At 49.8% G+C, this 17,772-nt stretch carries 17 protein-coding genes and 4 pseudogenes; 13 read left to right on the top strand and 8 right to left on the bottom strand.

What is annotated here, in order from left to right:
* Window positions 1–51: 51 nt before the first annotated feature.
* From JCM2850_RS13710 to JCM2850_RS13700, 3 genes are all read left to right on the top strand, one after another.
* Entirely contained in the window at window positions 52–870 is an 819-nt protein-coding gene (locus JCM2850_RS13710) for a hypothetical protein (protein ID WP_025872562.1), read from the top strand.
* Window positions 871–1,053: 183 nt separating this feature from the next.
* Complete coding sequence (locus tag JCM2850_RS13705; protein WP_025872561.1) at window positions 1,054–1,431, top strand: hypothetical protein; 378 nt, start codon at window positions 1,054–1,056, stop codon at window positions 1,429–1,431.
* A gap of 440 nt (window positions 1,432–1,871) precedes the next feature.
* Window positions 1,872–2,279, top strand: coding sequence for a hypothetical protein (locus JCM2850_RS13700; protein ID WP_025872560.1), 408 nt, complete (start codon window positions 1,872–1,874; stop codon window positions 2,277–2,279).
* A 112-nt stretch (window positions 2,280–2,391) separates the two neighbouring features.
* Here the strand turns inward: JCM2850_RS13700 and JCM2850_RS23020 are convergent, their stop codons facing one another.
* Entirely contained in the window at window positions 2,392–2,622 is a 231-nt protein-coding gene (locus JCM2850_RS23020) for a hypothetical protein (RefSeq protein WP_148301284.1), read from the bottom strand.
* A gap of 269 nt (window positions 2,623–2,891) precedes the next feature.
* On the opposite strand from JCM2850_RS23020, the gene JCM2850_RS13690 reads away from it, so the two are divergent.
* From JCM2850_RS13690 to JCM2850_RS13660, 3 genes are all read left to right on the top strand, one after another.
* The gene (locus tag JCM2850_RS13690) at window positions 2,892–3,554 is read left to right on the top strand and encodes a PEP-CTERM sorting domain-containing protein (RefSeq protein WP_081775084.1); all 663 of its coding nucleotides are present in this window, start codon (window positions 2,892–2,894) and stop codon (window positions 3,552–3,554) included.
* Window positions 3,555–4,938: 1,384 nt separating this feature from the next.
* The gene (locus JCM2850_RS13665) at window positions 4,939–5,244 is read left to right on the top strand and encodes a hypothetical protein (protein ID WP_025872554.1); all 306 of its coding nucleotides are present in this window, start codon (window positions 4,939–4,941) and stop codon (window positions 5,242–5,244) included.
* A 64-nt stretch (window positions 5,245–5,308) separates the two neighbouring features.
* On the top strand, window positions 5,309–5,731 hold the full coding sequence (locus tag JCM2850_RS13660) for a thermonuclease family protein (protein WP_234406270.1): 423 nt from the start codon (window positions 5,309–5,311) through the stop codon (window positions 5,729–5,731).
* Between the two features lie 15 nt (window positions 5,732–5,746).
* Here the strand turns inward: JCM2850_RS13660 and JCM2850_RS13655 are convergent, their stop codons facing one another.
* Both JCM2850_RS13655 and smpB read right to left on the bottom strand, forming a co-directional pair.
* Window positions 5,747–6,190, bottom strand: a complete 444-nt coding sequence (locus tag JCM2850_RS13655) for a hemerythrin domain-containing protein (RefSeq protein WP_025872550.1) — start codon at window positions 6,188–6,190, stop codon at window positions 5,747–5,749.
* A gap of 121 nt (window positions 6,191–6,311) precedes the next feature.
* Window positions 6,312–6,775 (bottom strand): annotated as a pseudogene (gene smpB / locus JCM2850_RS19475) (SsrA-binding protein SmpB).
* A gap of 123 nt (window positions 6,776–6,898) precedes the next feature.
* On the opposite strand from smpB, the pseudogene JCM2850_RS19470 reads away from it, so the two are divergent.
* A pseudogene (locus JCM2850_RS19470) lies at window positions 6,899–7,335 on the top strand (type II toxin-antitoxin system RatA family toxin).
* Between the two features lie 125 nt (window positions 7,336–7,460).
* Here the strand turns inward: JCM2850_RS19470 and JCM2850_RS13640 are convergent.
* Complete coding sequence (locus JCM2850_RS13640; protein WP_025872548.1) at window positions 7,461–7,937, bottom strand: DUF4124 domain-containing protein; 477 nt, start codon at window positions 7,935–7,937, stop codon at window positions 7,461–7,463.
* Window positions 7,938–8,137: 200 nt separating this feature from the next.
* On the opposite strand from JCM2850_RS13640, the pseudogene guaB reads away from it, so the two are divergent.
* Both guaB and guaA read left to right on the top strand, forming a co-directional pair.
* Window positions 8,138–9,599, top strand: a pseudogene (gene guaB, locus JCM2850_RS19465) (IMP dehydrogenase).
* A gap of 144 nt (window positions 9,600–9,743) precedes the next feature.
* Window positions 9,744–11,324: a glutamine-hydrolyzing GMP synthase gene (guaA, locus tag JCM2850_RS13630; protein WP_025872547.1), complete on the top strand. Its 1,581-nt coding sequence runs from the start codon at window positions 9,744–9,746 to the stop codon at window positions 11,322–11,324.
* A gap of 154 nt (window positions 11,325–11,478) precedes the next feature.
* Here guaA and JCM2850_RS20630 read toward each other — a convergent pair whose 3' ends face one another.
* Window positions 11,479–12,291: an FkbM family methyltransferase gene (locus tag JCM2850_RS20630; protein WP_025872545.1), complete on the bottom strand. Its 813-nt coding sequence runs from the start codon at window positions 12,289–12,291 to the stop codon at window positions 11,479–11,481.
* A gap of 219 nt (window positions 12,292–12,510) precedes the next feature.
* Between JCM2850_RS20630 and trpS the strand changes: the two genes are divergently transcribed.
* The 4 genes and pseudogenes from trpS (at window position 12,511) to JCM2850_RS13605 (ending at window position 16,551) form a co-directional block, all read left to right on the top strand.
* Entirely contained in the window at window positions 12,511–13,533 is a 1,023-nt protein-coding gene (gene trpS, locus JCM2850_RS13620; protein WP_025872543.1) for a tryptophan--tRNA ligase, read from the top strand.
* Between the two features lie 203 nt (window positions 13,534–13,736).
* Complete coding sequence (locus JCM2850_RS13615; protein WP_025872542.1) at window positions 13,737–14,234, top strand: GreA/GreB family elongation factor; 498 nt, start codon at window positions 13,737–13,739, stop codon at window positions 14,232–14,234.
* 12 nt (window positions 14,235–14,246) lie between these two features.
* Window positions 14,247–14,851, top strand: a pseudogene (locus tag JCM2850_RS19455) (nitroreductase family protein).
* A 104-nt stretch (window positions 14,852–14,955) separates the two neighbouring features.
* Window positions 14,956–16,551 (top strand): ABC-F family ATPase, encoded by a 1,596-nt coding sequence (locus tag JCM2850_RS13605; protein ID WP_025872540.1) that lies wholly within the window; start codon window positions 14,956–14,958, stop codon window positions 16,549–16,551.
* A gap of 121 nt (window positions 16,552–16,672) precedes the next feature.
* Here the strand turns inward: JCM2850_RS13605 and JCM2850_RS24125 are convergent, their stop codons facing one another.
* From JCM2850_RS24125 to JCM2850_RS19450, 3 genes are read right to left on the bottom strand one after another with little or no spacing between them, the layout of a single operon-like run.
* A complete protein-coding gene (locus JCM2850_RS24125; RefSeq protein ID WP_369384905.1) occupies window positions 16,673–16,846 on the bottom strand; it encodes a hypothetical protein in 174 nt (57 codons plus the stop codon).
* A complete protein-coding gene (locus JCM2850_RS24120; protein WP_369384904.1) occupies window positions 16,843–17,019 on the bottom strand; it encodes an HD domain-containing phosphohydrolase in 177 nt (58 codons plus the stop codon). The genes JCM2850_RS24125 and JCM2850_RS24120 overlap by 4 nt, the downstream gene beginning before the upstream one ends.
* Complete coding sequence (locus JCM2850_RS19450) at window positions 17,016–17,765, bottom strand: response regulator (protein WP_369384903.1); 750 nt, start codon at window positions 17,763–17,765, stop codon at window positions 17,016–17,018. The genes JCM2850_RS24120 and JCM2850_RS19450 overlap by 4 nt, the downstream gene beginning before the upstream one ends.
* Window positions 17,766–17,772 lie beyond the last annotated feature (7 nt).

Below are 17,772 nucleotides of genomic sequence, written 5' to 3'. Positions count from 1 at the left end.
TCTAAACACTGATAGAATCATAAGCGACAAGATCAATAAATTTTCATACATATGGGACAGTCTTTAACAAAAGTAAAACGCTTCCTTAGTAACAATCCAATTTGTATATTTTGTGGAGGTGTAACGCCATCAACTTCACAAGATCACATTCCAGCACGGAGCATTTTCATTGATCGAAAATGGCCCGAGGGTTACGTATTTTCAGCATGTGACTCTTGTAACAATAGTAGCAGCGATGCTGAATATCTCGTTTCATTTTTAACTGCAGTAGGGTGGGATATACTAGATGCCTCTGAAGCCACAAAACAAAAGGCGAAAGAGGTATTTGAAGAGTTCATCATTAGGAAACATAGCTTAGCGAAAAAAATAACATCTGCTTCCACAAATCAAAAGCGGGCACTAGCTAGACAGTCTGGATTTGAATTACCGCGCGGTGCAACTCACTCCCAAATACCGCTGGCAAAACTTCCTCCGGAGTTTGATGCTGCATTAAAAACATTCGGTGTTAAGCTCGCCAAAGCGCTCCACTACCTTCACTCTGGGAATCAATTCATCTTACCTGCCGAAGCAGATATTACAGCTTTTGGTGAAACCAACACCTCCTGGCTTCGAGGCGAATCATTTCAAGACTATGAATTGTTTAACACATTGTTTCCTGTCCAAAACTTAAGACGAGAAAATATCGTCTTGTCTCAGCAGTTCTCTTACTCTTACGGCATGACTGGTGACTTCAGAAATTCTGTTTTCATTTGCAGATTCGGCCATGTTTTCAACTTAGCTCTATTTGTTGTTCTTGATAGTGATGAGTTTGGCGACTCTGTTAACAGAAGCATTGACTCTCTATCTGAAAATCATAGTCCAATACCTTAAGGATATTTTCCAACAAAAATCCGAAGTGGTATCCCCTTAGGCGTCATCTAACGAATACCCCCCGTGGGGGTACCTAGGGGCACACCTCAGGCCCTAACGCCCGGCTAAATCTACACCCCTGTATTACACCCAACGATGATGTGATAGTCTTCCCACACTTACTTCACATGCCATCTCCTAGATATGAATACCGCTGTAGAACACTCTCAGGCTCCCAAGCGGTTTACGCTATCTCCCTGGAGAGTGTTCCTTAAGTATTTACGTGGGGACTATGGCCTTGCTATCACAACATGGATTTTTGGCGCGGGCTTCGCATTGGCAGCAGAATGGCTAAATTTTGTTGCAGAGAAAGGCCCGTGGCATTGGCTGTTATTCTCTGGGATTTGTGTTGTACAGGCATTCACGATTCCTTTTGCAGTTACCTTTGCGGCACTGAAATATAAAGGCCCCAAGATATGGGCCATCAGTGCGCCTATCCTGGCTATTGCTTCAGGTTACACATGGGCTTTAGCTTTGCCGTCTTACATTATCGCGGTTAAGAAAGTCATCGTGGTGCTTTAAGGGCTACGAATTACAGCCCATACAGAAAACCCTTTCGCCTACCCCCTTTGGCAACCCGCATAGCTACGCTTGAGATTAGCTGCATTTCATCTATACAGAAATCAGTGGACTCCATCCAATAGCTTGCCCGCTACTGTGTGAGTGCTTGAGGTTCGAGCCGAATATTATCGAGCAGCGTAAAGCCATGATGCATACATGGGCAGATTATTCAGATGCGTTGAAAGTCGGAGCAAATGAAAGTCACCTACAAGCCTGATTAACTAGTTAAAAACATTTCCCCCGCGCCATCAGTTAATAATCTCAACCTTGATGACAACTTGAGCAAACTCGCAGACAGCGCAGTAAAGGTCATAACTTTTGTGAAGCTTGCGTTTTTGCCTGGGCCAGAGCTGTAAACTTGTGCCAAAATAGCGCTGCCAAACACACTTAAAAATAGGATCATGCATCTAGCAAGTGGCAAATTTTTTGCCTATGACATGGCATTCGAAAACTACCCAACCATGAACTGCCCTGCCTGCAACCGCCCAATTGAAGCAACTGATGCAAGATGCATTCATTGCCGCCAATCTCTCGTGGTGGATATCTACGATCCTCCAAAAAAAATAGAGGGATTTAAACTGTATAAGCTCAAATATTTACCTGGATATTTTGCACTTTATCTGGTACTGATGACCATAACATGGGCTATAGCAGGGTTATATGCTCTTGTTAGGATTTGGTTCGAACTTCATTTTATTTTTATCCCTGACATGGAATGGATAAAAATGATTATTGCTATAGTTTTATCTGCCGTTTTTTTAACGGTCTTTTTTTGGGTCAAAGAAGTAATATTCGAAAACTATGACTGACTGATATTTGTAAAACCGTGTCTCCCCCATATCTGCTCAAAGTAGACCAGACTTAGCGTTTCCCTAACTAAGCTATACCAACCATCCATAGTCGGAGCTGAGCACTCGTTCGCTAGCGCTTTGCAAACACAATCACCTCGGGCAATCCACTACGCGCAAATTCTGAGTCGCCCAAGTGCTCATGCTCCCAATCTGGCGCTTGCATTTTTTCAGCGCAATCCAATAAAAAACTGGCAATGGCTTCAAGCTCCTCCCGCGTTGAGGCACTGAAGGTCAACTCCGCCAGCCTTAGCAACTTTGGGGCTTGCCCTTCACTAATATCCTCATATCCAAAAATTTCCATATCGTGATCCCCTTCTTGCTTGCAGGCAGCGTGCTCAATGGTGCCGCTTAGCTCAAGCCTGTAGCCATAAATCGCGCGGCTTACCAGATGGAAAGCCACCCCAGCCTAACAATGGTCCAAACAGACTATGCTCAGCGCTTGAAATGCTAAGCCAGTTGGATTAATTTCATATTGTTATATCCAGATATTCCAAACAAGTTTCAGCACTTTTTTGCTGGATGTTTTATACATTCCACCGGGTGCTGATCATTAATACCAGGGAGAAGATTATGAAGTTAGTCATTTCGCTATTGCTGGGTGCAGGGCTTATCTTGAGTAACTCCGCCTATGCCGCAACAGTGTATTGGGCGGATTGGACTCAAAGCTCGAATAATACCGTCACCGGCTCTATTGATGCCTTAGGTACTACTGTTGGCATCAACACCAGCAGTTCTACCAATTATCACTTCGTACAAACTGATGGCAGTGGTATCAATTATTACCTTCCCTCTGCCCCCTACATCAGCCCAGCGGTTGAAAACGCACCGAGTACTTCCGACATCATCGCGCTTAATAGTGCAGGCACTGAAACCATTGTGTTTTCCACTGCCGTGGTTGATCCATTGATTGCGCTGGTCAGCTGGAATGGCAATACGCTGGAATTTAATGCGCCCATAGAAATAGTGAGTTACGCACCCGGATATTGGGGTAGTGGTACACCCATTCTCAATAGCACAGAAACTGGCCTGTTTGGGAGTGGTGATTTGCATGCCGTGGTGCGCCTGAAGGGTACTTATAACAGCATTAGCTTCACGCACACTTCAGAGCTTTGGCATGGCTACACCGTAGGTATTACCGCCGCTGTGCCAGAACCTGAAACCTATGGCCTCATGCTGTTAGGCTTGGGCCTGATTGGTATTAGCGCGCGTCGCCGTAACAGCCAATACGCTTAAACCAGGATGGTTTAAGCTATATTCCCGCTAATCAGCGTGGGATTGTGCAATCCCATATAAAAAGCCCGCTTTGCGGCTTTTTTTACTTTCAAATTTGATCTTCCATCATTTCGAACAATAAATAACACAAATAAAGGATGGCCAAACTTCCAATCACCAAGGCCAAAGCAAGCAGTTCTTCTTTTTGTTCTGGTTTCATGGCCTTTCCCCTCCTCACGCCTTTAGCGGGTCAAAGCACAGAATCAAATTACTCTTGCTTTTAGGGTATAGCCAATGGTCCGAACGGACTAATGCAGAGCTTGTAAAGAAGCACATGCGTCTGCGCAAACACGGGGAATGATCTTGCATAAAGCGAGATGACACCCTGGGGGCAGGCAGTGAGAGGGGCAAGCCAGGTTTGAAGAATAATTTACATTGAGCTGGCTAGATTGCTATTGTTGTTGCCAGCTTGAAATTAAATTCAATCAGCTCATGCACTTAAATACAGAAAACCTCTTAAGTCAGCTATTACTGTTGATTGCAAAGGCGATCCAGGCGATGGCACCTACACAAATCAGCATCAAGGTATCCATTAATCTCGTTATTTTTGTTGAGGGCTTAGGCATTTACTCACCTGCTAAATTGAAACTTGGGAAAGAGTTGCAATCGAGTTTTTCACGCTGTAAACACAGTGCTTACTTTAACATAAATGACACATATATGAAAAATATGATACTTAGGATTATTCACCATGCGCTTTCTAATGTGTACTCAAATGCAATGTCGCTCATGATCAAGCCACTGTGACGGCACCTCAGTTTATCCATTACTATTGAACCGCTGCGTTGAACCATTGCTTCAAGCTCAGGCTCTATAAAAGCAGTTTTCGATATCAGACTCAGGTATGCTGAAACTATTGGGTGGCTTTTTCTGCAAAAAAATCCATTTGGCACGCATTAACCACCAGCCACAATCTCACCACATATATTTGATTGCAATGACAAAAAACTCGACAACAGCAGCTTGAGCATTGCCATGTTTTAGCCCATTTAGACTATTTGATGCAATCCACGCTCTTGTTACCCTCTAAGGCTTAAGTTATTTATCTCCCCCGTGCATGACCCTGATTATTTGCCCTCAATGTAGTCACGAAAATAGCGCTTTGGCAGAAGTTTGCCTCGAATGCGGCCTTGAGCTGGTCGAGGATAAAATGAAATTCTCGGAGATGGCGGTGATTTTGCTGGTGATCGCCACTTTGATCATGATCATTTATTACATGACCATGGCGCCACATTAATGCTGTAACGTTATTGCGTGTGATGTGTTATTGCTACTCGCTCGCATTTCAATGGTAAACGGCTTACCATAGCGTTTTGGACAATCTCACCTTTTATTCGCTTGATGTATGACGCTTAGCCCGCAAACCCTGATCAATATATTTATCGTAGTGGGATTAATTTCCGCACTACTGATCATTCTGGTTATTCCCTGGGTCACAAACCGCCACCGCACACAGCAAGAAACCGAAAAAATTTATAACTGGCTCAAGAAAAGCAAGCAAACCACACGCTATAAATACCGCTCCAGTATTTCCATTGCCATCAATTGCGAACTCAGTGAATCCCGCGTCAATCATTTATGCAGTCAAGATGCGCGTTTTTCCCGCGCGGGAGAAACCGGGAGTTTTTGGGGTTTAAGTAATGAGCATTAAAGCGGCTTGCAAGTTGCTTTTAATTTGGAGCTTGCTAAGTGCAAATCTGCTTAATGCAGAAACCTTGACGGGTAAAGTCATCCACATTGCCGATGGTGACAGCATTACCATCATGCGCGACAACACTCAATACAAAATCCGCCTCTTGGGCATTGATGCCCCAGAACGCGATCAACCCTTTGGCAAACAAGCGCGCGTGGCGCTCAATCGGGCGATTAACGGCAAAATTGTCAATGCGGAGTGGAACAAAAAGGATAACTACGGACGCCTGGTAGCCAAGGTCAGTTACAAGCAACAGGATATAGGCCTACAGCAAATCCAAAAAGGCATGGCTTGGCATTACAAGCACTATGCACGCGAGCAAGACCCTGAGGATCAATCCCGCTATGCGCAGGCGGAATATCAGGCCCAGCGCGATAAACAAGGGCTATGGCAGGATGCCAAGCCGATTCCACCCTGGGATTATCGTCACAAGCGCTCACGCTAAGCGTTAAGCACCCATTTAATGCTGGGTTAAAGCCTCTTCATAATCCTTCAAATAGGGCTTGGTGAGTTTTTCTTTTTCTTCCTGGCTCAATATCTTGCCTGCCATCTGAAAAAACTTATGCTCTTCCTCATCCAAATGATGCAGCACCTTGTGCTGCAATTGCTTGGCATGGCTCAGCCAAGCCGGGGATGATGGATCGGTATCGTTGAGTTGCTCTAGTATTTCATCAATCTCATGATGCTCGGCAATGCCGTGACGGCTGGGATCAACGCCGTTATCGTCCATCATCAGTGGGCGATAAAAATGTCGCTCTTCTGCACGTTCGTGGGCTTCCAGTTCCAGCGTAATGGCTTTGAACAGTGAGGTACGTTCTTCGGTATCACCACTGGTATTGACGAGTTGCGCCAGTATGTCTCGTTGACGTTCATGACTTTCCCGCAATGCTTCAAAGATATTCATTTGCCACCTCACATATATCAAACTATTGGGCAAACTTTAACCGTCGAGCACGCGCTTTGCCGTCAGCGCATGGCGGCAAAGCATGTCAGAAAATTCTGAAAGCAGATATTACTGAGGGGAGTTAACTACTGGACTGGGTTTTGACGTATTTCTTCATCAATGAGCCTTGCTCACGCTTCCAGTCTTTTTCACGCTCGGTGGCGCGCTTGTCGTACTGCTTTTTACCTTTGGCCAAGCCAATTTGTACCTTGATACGACCACGGGTGTAGTGCATATCCAAAGGCACCAGGGTATAACCCGCACGCTCCACCTTGCCTATGAGCTTGGCGATTTGTTCATTGTGCAGCAACAGCTTACGCGTGCGAATGGCATCAGGCCTGACGTGGGTAGAGGCAGAACCCAGCGGCGTGACGTGGCAGCTATCAGGTAAATCTCGCCACGCTGGATAATGACGTAGGCTTCCTTCAGCTGAATGCGGTTTTCACGAATCGCCTTGACCTCCCAGCCTTCAAGCACGATCCCTGCTTCATACTTTTCTTCAATGAAATAGTCGTGAAACGCTTTTTTGTTCTGGGCGATACTCATGGTGATAGGCGCTTGCCGGCGAGGCTTAACATCAGGACACGCACAGCATGGCCGCGCCCTTGTTTGCTTGATACCGGGGAATTATGACGTAAAATCGGCATTTTACTCTAGATCGCAACGCGAATGGCACAGGTTGATAAAACAGTTCTGGTCGGGCACTCGGCTGAGCACATGTTCTCACTGGTAGATCAGGTGGAAGATTACACCCAGTTTCTGCCATGGTGCGGCGGTGTAGAACTGCACCAACGTGATGAAAGCGTGACCGAGGCAACGCTGCATATTGATTATCACGGCATTAAACAGAAATTCACCACACAAAATCTCAAGCAATTTCCACACAGCATGGAAATCCGCCTCAAGGATGGCCCTTTCAAACATCTGCAGGGCCATTGGCGCTTTATCACCCTGGCACCAGATGCCTGCAAGGTGGAGTTCAGCCTGCAGTATGAATTTTCCAGTGTGTTACTAGAGAAACTTATCTCCCAGTGTTCAGCCATATCGCCAATACCTTTGTCGAGGCGTTTGTGGTGCGCGCTGACAACCTGACTCAAGTCAAATAAGCACCACAAAACTTAGCCAGCAAAAAGGCCGAGCTCCATTAAAACAAAAGGCGGCTCAAAGCCGCCTTGGTATTTATTCATTGATAATTTAGTTTAACCAGTCATCACCTGTGACTAGCTTAGCCTCACTCAGGCTCGCAGTATTGCTGCACTTGCTTGGTGGCGCTTTCCAGGCCTTTCCTGATATCTTCGTCACCCAAGTATTGCCGCTCACCCTCAGGCGTCATTTTATAGATACGCCCACCCTGCTTGTAATTCTGATAATCCGCTTTGGCGTTCTGGCAATTTGCCTGCTTGGCCTGCAGGTCAGCCTTGGCCTTTTCTTCGTTGCGCCTTTCCAATTCAGCATCGCTTTGACGCCTTAGCGCTGCAGCATTGCGCACTGCCTGCGCATCAGCCCCGCTTGGCGCTGCTGGTTTTGGCGCAGGCTTGGCTTTGTCTACCATTTCATAGGCCACATTACCCGGGGGAGGCGTATCCGAATACTGAACCGCCCCATTTTTGTCTTTCCACTTGAAAACTTGCGCCTGTGCCATGAGCGGCACAGTGATCATCAGACCTAACAATAGACCCAATACCAAACGACCATGGGCTTTATTCATGCATCCCCCGAATATAGAAGTACCGCGCATCACACATTAAGTGGCTTCTTTCTAGCCGTCAATCAGCACACGCGTTTAAAGACAAGCCACTTGATTGTTGCTTCAAGATATTTAACGACAGATATACACAAAGATTGACTAGTGTGATTTACCACTGAGGCACTCCTCGGTATAATTGCCTTTTGCCGGAAAGATATTCTATGCGTCTGTTGCAACAAGCGCTTACTTTCGACGATGTTCTCCTGGTTCCTGCACACTCCAACGTGCTGCCACGCGAAGTAAGTCTCGCCACCAAGCTCACCCGTAATATCAGCCTTAACATCCCACTGATTTCTGCTGCCATGGATACCGTGACAGAAGCGCCTTTGGCTATTGCTCTGGCACAAGAAGGCGGCATGGGGATTATTCACAAGAACATGACCATTGCAGCACAAGCTGCGCATGTCTCGCGCGTCAAGCGCTTTGAGGCTGGCGTGGTACATGACCCTGTAACCATACAACCCCACCTCACCGTACGTGATGTGCTGGCCCTGACTCGCCAGCATCGCATCTCCGGCCTGCCCGTTGTCGATGGCAACAAGGTGGTGGTATAGTCACCAACCGCGATCTGCGCTTTGAAAGCAATCTCGATCAAGCCATCTCCAACATCATGACCCCGCGTGACCGCTTGGTCACAGTGCGTGAAGGTGCCAGCCTGGAAGAAGCGACCAGCCTGCTGCACAAGCATAGACTGGAACGTGTACTGGTCGTCAATGAAGCCTTCGAGCTCAAGGGTTTGATTACGGTCAAGGACATCCAGAAATCCAGCGATCACCCCTACGCCTGCAAGGACGAGAAAGGCCGTTTGCGCGTAGGCGCAGCAGTCGGTGTGGGCGAAGGTACAGAAGAACGCGTTGCCGCCCTGGCTGAAGCTGGCGTTGATGTGGTGGTGGTAGATACCGCTCACGGCCACTCCCAAGGCGTGCTGGATCGCGTTAACTGGGTGAAGAAAAATTTCCCACAAATTCAAGTAATCGGCGGCAACATTGCCACCGCCTCTGCTGCCAAGGCACTGGTTGATGCTGGCGCTGATGGCGTCAAGGTCGGTATAGGCCCAGGTTCCATCTGTACCACCCGTATTGTGGCGGGTGTAGGTGTGCCGCAAATCAGTGCTGTGAGCAACGTTGAAGAAGCCTTGCGTGGCACTGGCGTACCGTTTATTGCCGATGGTGGCATCCGCTTCTCTGGCGATATCTCCAAGGCTATTGCTGCTGGCGCCTACTCGGTGATGCTAGGCGGCATGTTTGCTGGCACTGAAGAAGCGCCTGGTGAAATTGAACTGTTCCAGGGCCGCTCTTATAAGTCTTACCGTGGCATGGGTTCGATTGGCGCCATGGAAAAAGGCTCTAGCGACCGCTACTTCCAGGACAACAACGGCAACGCCGACAAGCTAGTACCTGAAGGTATTGAAGGCCGTGTGCCTTACAAGGGTAGCGTGCTGGCGGTGATTCATCAGCTGATGGGTGGCTTGCGTGCTCCATGGGCTATGTTGGTTGCAGCACCATTGAAGAAATGCGTACCCGTGCTGAATTTGTGCAGATTACTGCCGCTGGCATGCGTGAGTCGCATGTACATGACGTGCAAATCACCAAAGAAGCCCCTAACTACCGCATAGACTCCTAAAGTGGCTAAGTTAAGCGGACAGATGTCCGCCATACCCTTCCCAGGCTGGCAAGCCAGCATCTGGGAAGCGTATGCAAGCACTTTAAGCATGCATGCCCGGCGCGCCGGGCTTTTATTCATTTAACTCCACGCGCTTGAGCTTACATGCAACAGAAAATACTGATTCTCGATTTTGGCTCCCAATACACCCAGCTAATCGCACGCCGTGTGCGCGAAGCCAATGTTTACTGTGAACTGCACTCCTGGGATGTGGATGATGCCTTCATCCGCGATTTCCAGCCCACAGGCATTATCCTTTCCGGCGGCCCTAACTCGGTTTACGAAGACGAAACCCCGCGTGCTCCGCAGCAGGTATTCGAGATAGGTGTGCCGGTTCTGGGCATCTGCTACGGCATGCAAACCATGGCGGCACAACTTGGCGGCAGCGTGGAAAACGCTGCCAAGCGCGAATTTGGTTATGCGGAAATCCGCGCGCAAGGCCACTCTGCCCTGCTCAAGGACATTCAGGACAGCAGCAATGAGCAAGGCCACGGCCTGCTGGATGTCTGGATGAGCCATGGTGACAAGGTGACGGCCTTGCCAGAAGGCTTCAAGATCATCGCCAGCAACAGCTCAACACCGATTGCTGCAATGGCCGATGAAAGCCGCCGCTACTACGCTGTACAGTTCCACCCCGAAGTGACACATACCAAGCAAGGCCGCGCCCTGCTAAGCCGCTTTGTGCACGAAATCTGCGGCTGTGACCGTAGCTGGAACATGCCAGATTACGTTGAAACCGCAGTCCAGCGCATCCGTGATGAAGTCGGTAGCGACCAAGTTATCCTCGGTCTCTCTGGCGGCGTGGATTCCTCCGTGGCCGCAGCTTTGATTCACCGTGCGATTGGTGATCAACTCACCTGCGTGTTCGTTGATAACGGCTTGCTGCGCCTGAATGAGGCCGAACAAGTCATGGAGACTTTTGCCAATAACCTGGGCGTACGCGTCATTCATGTTGATGCCAGCGCCAAGTTCCTCGGTGACCTCGCAGGCGTCAGCGACCCAGAAGCCAAGCGCAAAATCATAGGCCGCGAATTTGTGGAAGTGTTCCAGGCCGAATCTGCCAAACTGCCACAGGCACGCTGGCTGGCGCAGGGTACCATCTACCCGGACGTGATTGAGTCTGCAGGTGCCAAAACCAAAAAAGCGCACACCATCAAGAGCCACCATAACGTTGGTGGCCTGCCAGATACGCTGAAACTGCAATTGCTGGAACCCCTGCGCGAGCTGTTCAAGGATGAAGTGCGTGAACTGGGCGTGGCCCTGGGCCTGCCGCATGCCATGGTCTACCGCCACCCCTTCCCCGGCCCTGGCCTGGGCGTGCGCATCCTCGGCGAGGTCAAGCGCGAGTTTGCCGACTTGCTACGTAGGGCTGACAACATCTTCATAGAAGAACTGCGCGCCACCAAGGATGCCGATGGAAAATCCTGGTACGACAAAACCTCGCAAGCCTTTGCCGTGTTCCTGCCCGTCAAGTCTGTAGGCGTGATGGGTGATGGCCGCACCTATGATTATGTAGTGGCCCTGCGCGCCGTAGTCACCAGCGACTTCATGACTGCGCATTGGGCAGAACTGCCTTACTCACTGCTAGGCAAGGTGTCCAACCGCATCATCAACGAAGTGCGCGGCATCAACCGCGTGGTTTACGATGTGTCTGGCAAGCCGCCAGCGACGATAGAATGGGAATAATCCTTGCCTCAATAGGCTAGGTATTGTGAAAAAAAACAGGCTTCATTTTTTATTAATGAAGCCTGTTTTATTTTGACTTGGACATGTCAGCATTGGTCACACCATGATTGGATACCCAGCGAAACATCGTCAGATTCCCTTGTACAACACAAACTCAGGCACCCAAAATCTGCCGATTAAAGAGAAATAGATTTTCGTCATTTGGTAAAAGATCAAAATCATATTGTGCGATGGCTTTGATGAAATTTCTTGAAGATCCTGAAAATGGCAGCATCCAGTCATGCAGCTCAATAATGACCAAGGGAAATTTGTTTAACCAAGTAGTGTCGCCTTGAAACAAGGCATCTTCCCCTCCTTCAATATCTATTTTCAATATCAAAGGCTTGGTATTTTGCGTGCTGGGATGCGCCAGTATGCTGGCGGGAGAAATACTTTTCACCCGCTTTAAATCCAGGCCTTGATCAGCATCACTCACGGGGCGAGTCATGAAACCCCAGTCTGAGCGGCCCGGGTCCTCGATCAGCAGCTCTCCATCCACATCGGCAATAGCGCCATGAAAATTGAACACATTCAATTGCTTTGTGTTCAGCTCCAAAAAGCGCCAGTTCATCTCATCAGGCTCAATCGCAAAGACCAGAGAGTTGGGATAAAAATGGGAAAAAAACACCGCAGAAGCGCCAATATTGGCTCCCGCATCAATAATCAAAGAGGGCTGAGTTTTGGATTGTTCAAGATGATAATCCAGTAACTTCTGGCCTTGCGGCCATTGAGAAATATCATAATCCCCTTGCTGGAAAATCTGCTCAATCACGCCTTGATCACCTACTGAGTCTGCTCTGAAGTGCAGATGTACTTCAGTTTCATCAAGCCTGATGATAGCGGTATTAATATTCATAACTTTGGATGTCATATTGGGATGATGTTGATATTCGTAGCGGGATATAGCCAGCATGGTGGTGATGCCCATGCATGCTATACTTTGGCCCGCTAGACATCAATGAAAAAACTGCGCTTAAAAGCAAGTCTCCATTTTCATAGATTTTATATACATTCAATCACTTACCCAATCACCACTCATGCCAATGACCAGCATTGAAGTATATTGGATGACGTGAGAAGTTGATTAACATCAAGCGAACGCCTGGGTGCCAGTCAAGCTGAGCGCCCCAGGCATAGAGAATACGATATGAGCACTCAACCCATTATTCTGACCGGGGACCGCCCCACTGGCCCACTACATCTGGGCCACTTTGTCGGCAGCCTGCGTAATCGCGTTAACTACCAGCATGAATACAAGCAATACATCATGCTCGCCGACGCGCAGGCGCTGACCGACAATATGGAAGACATAGACAAGGTTCATCGCAATGTGATTGAGGTAGCGCTGGATTACCTTGCCGTGGGCATAGACCCCAAGCTGAGCACCATCTTCATTCAGTCGCAAGTACCCGAGTTGGTTGAACTGGCCTTCTACTACCTCAACCTGGTGACCGTGGCGCGTCTGGAACGCAACCCTACGGTGAAAGAAGAAATTCGTCTGCGTGATTTTGAGCGGGATATTCCTGCGGGTTTCCTCACCTACCCCGTCAGTCAGGCGGCCGACATTACTGCCTTCAAGGCGACGCTAGTGCCCGTAGGTGAAGACCAGATTCCGATGATAGAGCAGACCAATGAAATCGTGCGTCGCTTCAATCGCCTGTACAAAAACCCGGCCACCAAGCAGGAAATCCTGGTGGAAACCAAGGCACTGGTGCCTGAACTGGGCCGCTTGCCCGGCATTGATGGCAAAGCCAAAATGAGTAAGTCTTTGGGCAATGTCATCAACCTCAGCGCCACTGCGGACGAAGTCAGCAAGGCGGTGAAAAAGGTATATACCGACCCTCTGCACCTGCGCGTTGAAGACCCTGGCCATGTGGAAGGCAATATTGCCTTCACTTATCTGGATGCTTTTGACACTGACAAGGACGGCGTGGCAGAACTGAAAGCCCACTATATTCGTGGCGGTCTGGCAGACAGCATCGTCAAGAAGCGTCTCGAAGCCGTGCTGCAAGAATTGCTGGAACCCATACGCAGCCGCCGTGCAGAATTGGCACAGGACAAGGGCTATATCCTGCAACTGCTGCGTGAAGGCACAGATCAGGCGCGTGAAGTTGCGGCGCAGACCATGAGTGAAGTCAAGGCAGCACTGGGGCTGAATTATTTTCGTTGATTCAAGCTCACGCTAGATATCAGAACTAGCCAATACACTAGCCAGGAAAGCAGCACATAAAACGCGATCCCCAACCGGGTCGCGTTTTTTTATGCTCCATGCTGAGGCTTCCCCAGCATGAGTTATCAGGCTTTTGCGTTCATCGCCTGCGGACTTGCTCTCTGCCTTGGGTTATAATTCAAGGTTTTATAGATGCCGAGTCCATGAGCCGAGGATTTGTCAAAGAGGATGACCTGGAGCACGCTGGCACCGACCTGCCCGAGCGCCCCATCAGCACGCATCCCAACTACCTGACAAGCCAAGGCTATGCGCAACTGCAACAGCAGGCTGATACCCTATCCGAGCAACGTCTTGCCCTGACCAACCGCAAAGATGACCCTATTGCTCAGCAAAAGCTGGCCATGCTGGACAGGGATTTACGCTATGTTGCCGCCAGGCTGGAAAGCGCCATCGTGGTTGACCCAGCAGCGCAGCCTGCTGACAGCGTGTTATTTGGGGCCAGGGTTGAGCTTGAAGATGAAAACGGTGAACAGCACCAGTTTCATATCGTCGGCGAAGACGAAGCGGATATTGCCACCCACAGGGTGAGCTGGGTTTCGCCGCTGGCACGGGCGCTGATAGGCCTCAAGGTAGGCGAAAGCGCCACCTGGCATAGACCGGCAGGCGATCTGGAACTTGAAGTCATCGCCATACATTATTGAGAAAGCTGTTATATGAATGTAATTGATGCCATAGAAAGCCGCCGCTCGGTCAAGGCCTTTGACCCAGCGCACCGCATGTCGGAAGAGGAAATCCAGCAACTCATGTCGCTGGCTGTGCTCTCCCCTACCGCTTTTAACATCCAGAACTGGCGCTTTGTGCTGGTGCAAGACCCGGCACTGCGTGAGCAAGTGCGCGCCGCAAGCTGGAACCAGGCTCAGGTCACCGATGCCTCACTACTGGTGGTGCTAACCGCCGACCTCAAGGCCTGGGAGAAAGAACCTAATCGCTACTGGCGTAACGCAGAGCCTGCAGTGCGCGATTATCTGGTGAATGCCATTGCTGGTTACTACGGCGGCAAGGAGCAAGTACAGCGCGATGAAGCCATGCGCTCCTGCGGCATGGCAGCTACTACCTTGATGCTGTCTGCCAAGCATTGGGCTATGACTCCTGCCCTATGGATGGTTTTCATTTTGACGCAGTGGCCAAACTGCTCAACCTGCCTGCAGATCACACCCCAGCCATGTTTGTGGCCATAGGCAAGCCCTTGCGCCCTGCCAACCCCCGCGGTGGCCAATTGGCGCTGGACGAGGTAGTGATACGCGACAAATTCAAGTAAGTTACTGACATCATTGATTCAACTGGTTTTACTTATCTGACTGGTTTTTCTTATCTAATTAACTTTAGTTATTCAGCCAGTTTTACTTTAGGAATACAAAAGACGTGTTAATCGCAAACAATATCACCATGCAGTTTGGCGCCAAGCCCTTGTTCGAGAACATCTCGGTCAAGTTCGGTGACGGCAATCGCTACGGCCTGATTGGTGCCAACGGCTGTGGCAAATCCACTTTCATGAAAATCCTCGCTGGCGTGCTGGAGCCTTCTGCGGGCAATGTCGCGCTGGACTCCAACGAACGCATGGCTTTCCTGCGTCAGGATCAGTTTGCCTATGAAGACCAGCGCGTGCTGGATGTGGTGATGATGGGTCATGAAGAAATGTGGAAGGCGAATGTGGAAAAAAACGCCATCTACATGAACATGGAAGCCACCGAAGACGACTACATGAAGGCCGCCGAACTGGAAACCGTGTTTGCCGAATATGACGGCTACACCGCCGAAGCGCGTGCTGGTGAGTTGCTGCTGGGTGTGGGCATCCCTACCGAGCAGCACAATGGCCTCATGAGTGCGGTAGCCCCAGGCTGGAAGCTGCGCGTGCTGCTGGCTCAAGCGCTGTTTGCCAACCCGGATGTGCTGCTGCTGGATGAACCGACCAACAACCTGGATATCAACACCATCCGTTGGCTGGAAGATGTGCTGAATAATCGTGACTGCACCATGATCATCATCTCGCACGATAGACACTTCCTGAACCAAGTGTGTACGCATACCTGCGATATGGATTACGGCACGCTCAAGGTCTATCCAGGCAATTACGACGACTACATGGAAGCCTCTACCGCTGCCCGTGCCCAGTCTGCCAAGGATAATGCCCGTGCCAAGGAAAAAGTGGCTGAGCTACAGGATTTCGTGCGTCGCTTCTCGGCCAACAAATCCAAGGCCAAGCAGGCCACCAGCCGTCTGAAGATGATAGACAAGATCAAGATTGAGGAATTCAAGCCCTCCAGCCGTCAATATCCCTTCATCCGCTTTGAATATGACGACAGGGAAAAGCTGCACCGTCAGGCAGTGGAAGTGGAAAATCTCAGCCACGGTTACGACAAGCCGCTGTTCAACAACCTCAACCTCATGGTCGAGGCTGGTGAACGCATTGCCATCATTGGTGAAAACGGCATAGGCAAAACCACGCTGCTGCGTACCATCGCGGGCCAATTGCAAGCCAACCACGGCAATGTGAAATGGGCAGAAAAAGCCAAGATTGGTTACTACGCGCAGGATCACGAATACGAGTTTGACAATGGCGAAGAACTCTTCGAGTGGATGACGCTACACACCCAGCCTGGTGACGATGATCAATCCGTGCGCAGCATGCTGGGCAGACTGCTGTTCTCCGGTGAAGACACCAAGAAATCGGTCAAGGTGCTGTCTGGTGGCGAGAAAGGCCGCATGTTGTACGGCAAGCTGATGCTGGCACGTACCAATGTGTTGCTGATGGATGAGCCCACCAACCATATGGACATGGAATCCATCGAAGCGCTCAATACTGCGCTGGATAAATACAAAGGCACTTTGATCTTCGTCAGCCATGACCGTGAGTTTGTCAGCTCACTGGCCACGCGTATTATCGAAATCAAGGCTGATGGCATTGTAGACTTCAGCGGCAACTACGAAGACTATCTGGCTAGCCAGGGTGTAGATTAAGCCTGACTCAGCGGCAGTCTTGCGCTGCTGCCATTAAAAAAAGGATTGCCTGGGCAATCCTTTTTTTCCGTCCGCAGTTTGCAGCAATATGCACTAGCGCCTGCCCACCTCGTGCAGACTCTCAAGTGTTTTGTTGCCTATCGTTGTATTGCTCGGCCACGCGCTGGAACTGGTCACTGATGCTGATAAACGCATCTATCATGTCCGGGTCAAAATGCGTGCCACGGCCAGAGATAATGATCTCTATCGCCACGTTGTGGTCTATCGCGCCTTTATAGACGCGTTCGCTGATCAAGGCATCGTAGACATCGGCAATCGCATCAAGCGGGCAGAGAGCGGGATATTGTCGCCCTTGAGGCCATCAGGATAACCCGAGCCATCCCAGTGCTCGTGATGCCACATGGCAATTTCGCGCGCATATTGCAGGAAATTATTTTTGCGGCCTATGAGCTTTTCCGCCTCTATCAAGCATTGGCGCCTAACTGGGCGTGAGTTTTCATCACTTCATATTCATCTCGGCTCAAGGGGCCGGGCTTGAGCAAGATGCGGTCAGGTATCCCCACCTTGCCTATATCATGCAGCGGTGCGGATTTATACAGCATCTCAATCACCATGGGCGTCAGCATGGAGGTGTACTTGGGCTTTTCACGCAGCTTTTCCGCCAACAGGCGCACATAGCCCTGGGTGCGGCGGATATGGTTGCCGGTTTCGTTGTCGCGGGTTTCCGCCAATGACGCCAGCGCAAAAATGGTGACATCCTGAATCAGCGCAATCTCACGCGTGCGCTGCTCCACCTGATATTCAAGAAAACGCCGTTGGTCATTAAGGAATAAATGCGTCTGTATCCGCGCCAGCACTATCGGCGGGCTGATAGGTTTGACGATGTAATCCACGGCCCCCACATCAAAGCCATGTTGCTCGTCTTCCATATGAATCTTGGCGGTGAGAAAAATCACCGGAATATTCTCGGTGACCGGGTTGGCCTTGAGCTGGCGACAGACTTCATAGCCATCCACATCCGGCATCATGATATCCAGCAGAATCAAGTCTGGCTGCGGTAGCGATTGCGCTACCCGTAAACCATCTACGCCCTTGGTCGTGACCTTGACATGGTAGAACTCGCGCAGCAGGGCATTGATCACTGCCAGGTTTTCCGGGGCGTCATCAATGACAAGTATGGTTTGTTTATTGCTGCTATCCGGCAGATCGCTCATGGTCGTC

Source organism: Methylobacillus glycogenes JCM 2850 (assembly GCF_000617925.1).
Lineage (GTDB): Bacteria > Pseudomonadota > Gammaproteobacteria > Burkholderiales > Methylophilaceae > Methylobacillus > Methylobacillus glycogenes.
The sequence above is the reverse complement of the archived record's forward strand: the minus strand, read 5'-3'. Positions and strand labels throughout refer to the sequence as shown.